The organism is Rhodoferax sp. (genome assembly GCF_039922535.1).
GTDB lineage: Bacteria > Pseudomonadota > Gammaproteobacteria > Burkholderiales > Burkholderiaceae_C > Rhodoferax_B.
Genome location: NZ_JBDTEM010000105.1, coordinates 1 through 2,707, shown reverse-complemented (window position 1 = coordinate 2,707; position 2,707 = coordinate 1). Strand labels below are relative to the sequence as shown.

4 protein-coding genes and 1 pseudogene are annotated in these 2,707 nt (G+C 59.5%); 2 read left to right on the top strand and 3 right to left on the bottom strand.

Annotated features, from left to right (window positions below; all coding sequences use genetic code 11):
- Positions 1–129 (top strand): annotated as a pseudogene (locus ABI213_RS04825) (glutathione S-transferase); the annotation flags it as partial.
- A gap of 113 nt (positions 130–242) precedes the next feature.
- Here ABI213_RS04825 and ABI213_RS04820 read toward each other — a convergent pair.
- Positions 243–566 (bottom strand): type II toxin-antitoxin system YafQ family toxin, encoded by a 324-nt coding sequence (locus ABI213_RS04820; RefSeq protein ID WP_348008062.1) that lies wholly within the window; start codon positions 564–566, stop codon positions 243–245.
- Positions 508–822, bottom strand: coding sequence for a type II toxin-antitoxin system RelB/DinJ family antitoxin (locus ABI213_RS04815; protein WP_348008061.1), 315 nt, complete (start codon positions 820–822; stop codon positions 508–510). Before ABI213_RS04815 ends, ABI213_RS04820 begins: the two co-directional genes overlap by 59 nt.
- A gap of 173 nt (positions 823–995) precedes the next feature.
- On the opposite strand from ABI213_RS04815, the gene radA reads away from it, so the two are divergent.
- The gene (gene radA, locus ABI213_RS04810; protein WP_348026266.1) at positions 996–2,363 is read left to right on the top strand and encodes a DNA repair protein RadA; all 1,368 of its coding nucleotides are present in this window, start codon (positions 996–998) and stop codon (positions 2,361–2,363) included.
- Between the two features lie 100 nt (positions 2,364–2,463).
- Here the strand turns inward: radA and ABI213_RS04805 are convergent.
- Positions 2,464–2,707, bottom strand: a 244-nt coding sequence (locus tag ABI213_RS04805) for an IS30 family transposase (protein ID WP_348008059.1), incomplete at its 5' end; no start/stop codon positions are given.

The following is a 2,707-nucleotide window of genomic DNA, read 5'->3' as shown; positions in this document are numbered from 1 at the left end:
ACCCGCAACTTCGCCACGGCCCCGGCCCGCACCTACCCGCATTTGGGGCCGTACCTGCAAGCGGTGCTGGCGCGACCGGCGGTGCAGCGGGTGTTTGCTGCGGAAGAATTGGCCCAGCCCTGGGTGTGAGTGGTTGGGTCGGCCCTTGAGCATCCTGGCCACGCGCCGGTAACGGTCGTAGCGTTAAGGTGGGTAGACCCGCTTCTGGAATAAAAAAACCTGCCGAAGCAGGTTTCTTTGGATCAGCGTCCGAACAGCTCGGAATGCGTACCTGCACGTACAAAGATAACGTGGTCAGATTCCAGTTTGTAAATGAGCAGAAGGTCACCCTTGGCATGGCATTCTCGGTGGTCTGCCCATTCACCTTCTAATGCGTGGTCCAACCATTCCGCCGCCAGCGGGCCCTCGTTTGCAATGAGGTGCAACATGGCTTCTTTCAGGCGTTGCATATCTTGCTTGCCTGAATGGGTCAACTTCTCCCAATCTTTTCCAAACTGGCGGGTGTGATCAGATTTTCTTGGCAGTGGAGCGCGTTTTGCTCTTGCCGGTTTTGCTATCGAGACCATCAAAAATTTCTTTCGCAGAGGCGAAGCGCGCCGCTGATATTTCGCGGGCTTCCAGCATTGCTGCAACCGTCTCTGGAGTGGGCTTACGAATCTCAAATGGCAAGCCCTTGACCTCCACTACCTGTCGCAGAAATAGCCGGATAGCACCGCTCAGGTCAAGACCTAAATCGGCGAGCACTTCAATAGATTGTTTCTTCAAGTCAGGCTCAATTCGCGAACGAACCTCAGCCGACTTACCGTAAGTTGCAACTTGCATAATGTTCAGTATTAATTATCAGTATTTGTAGCTACAGTGTAGCTACAAATACGAACTTTGTCAAGACTATGATTAGTGTGGGGTGTCCTTACCCGTCGTTCATGCTACTGGAAATTAGATTTCCGGTGATAGTTAAACTGTGTTTTTAACCAGCCTGCGGTTATATTCAGTCCATGGCCAAAGACAAAACCATCTACACCTGCAACGAATGCGGCGGCACCTGCCCCAAGTGGCTGGGCAAGTGCCCGCACTGCCAGGCCTGGAACACGCTGGTCGAATCCGTCGCCGAGCCGGTGGCTTCCACCAAAAACAACCGCTTCGCCGCGCTGGCCAAAACCGCCGAGGTGGTGGCCCTGGCCGACATTGAAGCGACGGACATGGACCGTACCCCCACCGGCCTGGACGAGTTGGACCGGGTGCTGGGCGGAGGCATTGTGGAGGGCGGTGTAGTGCTGATCGGCGGCGACCCCGGCATCGGCAAATCCACGCTCTTGTTGCAGGCGCTGGATGCGCTGCAGCGCTCCGGCCAGAAGACGCTGTACGTCACCGGTGAGGAGAGCGGTGCGCAGGTGGCGCTGCGCTCGCGCCGCCTGGGCATCGTCAACAGCCAGGTGCAGGTGCTGGCCGAAATTCAGCTGGAAAAAATCCTCGCCACCCTGCAAAAGCACCAACCCGACATCGCGGTGATCGACTCCATCCAGACCGTCTATTCCGACCAGCTCACCTCGGCCCCCGGCTCCGTCGCCCAGGTGCGCGAATGCGCCGCCAACCTCACCCGCGCTGCCAAGTCCAGCGGCGTGGCCATCGTGCTGGTCGGCCACGTCACCAAAGAAGGCGCGCTGGCCGGCCCGCGCGTGCTGGAGCACATGGTGGACACGGTGCTGTACTTTGAGGGCGACACCCACAGCAGCTTCCGCCTGGTGCGCGCCATCAAAAACCGCTTTGGCGCGGTCAACGAAATAGGCGTCTTCGCCATGACCGAGCACGGCCTGAAGGGCGTGAGCAACCCCAGCGCCATCTTTTTGAGCCAGCACCCCGAGCCGGTGCCCGGTAGCTGCGTGATGGTGACGCTGGAGGGCACGCGCCCGCTGCTGGTCGAAATCCAGGCGCTGGTGGACAGTGGTGGGCCCAGCCCGCGCCGCCTCAGCGTCGGCTTAGACAAAGACCGCCTGGCCATGCTGCTGGCCGTGCTGCACCGACACGCCGGCATCGCCTGCATGGACCAAGACGTGTTCGTCAACGCGGTGGGCGGCGTGCGCATCAGCGAACCGGCGGCCGATTTGGCCGTGCTGCTGTCCATCACTTCGTCCTTGCGTGGCAAGCCGCTGCCCAAGGGCTTCATCGCCTTTGGCGAGGTCGGCTTGGCCGGTGAAGTACGCCCCGCCCCGCGCGGTCAAGAACGCCTGAAAGAAGCCGCCAAGCTGGGTTTCAGCGTCGCCATCGTGCCCAAAGCCAACGCCCCCAAAAAGCCCATCGAGGGCCTGACCATCCACGCGGTGGAGCGGGTGGAGCAGGCGATGGAGGTGGTGCGGGGGTTTTAGGAGCCTGCTTGGTCGAAGGAACGTCGACACCCAATACTATTCATTTCGTAGCTGCCAGCGCAGGTATTTATTGCGCTGGGGGGCTATTTCGTTCGCAGATTCAACTACAAAGTGCACCGCTGTAGAGTTTAAGTGGAGTGATTTCCAGGCCGTAAAAGACCTCGTGAGGAGTGCGGTAGCCCAAGCACTTGCGGGGGCGGTGGTTGAGTTGGTAGATGGCATCATCGACCTCTTGTTGGCTGACTTTTCGCAAGTTGGTTGACTTGGGGAAGTACTGGCGCAGCAGCCCGTTGGTGTTCTCATTAAGCCCCCGCTCCCAGGAGTGGTAGGGGTGCGCAAAGTAC

Excerpts from the sequence above, each read along its gene's own strand:
- ABI213_RS04820 (WP_348008062.1), bottom strand. The coding sequence starts at position 566 with ATGGTCTCGATAGCAAAACCGGCAAGAGCAAAACGCGCTCCACTGCCA.
- ABI213_RS04815 (WP_348008061.1), bottom strand. The coding sequence starts at position 822 with ATGCAAGTTGCAACTTACGGTAAGTCGGCTGAGGTTCGTTCGCGAATT.
- radA (WP_348026266.1), top strand. The coding sequence starts at position 996 with ATGGCCAAAGACAAAACCATCTACACCTGCAACGAATGCGGCGGCACC.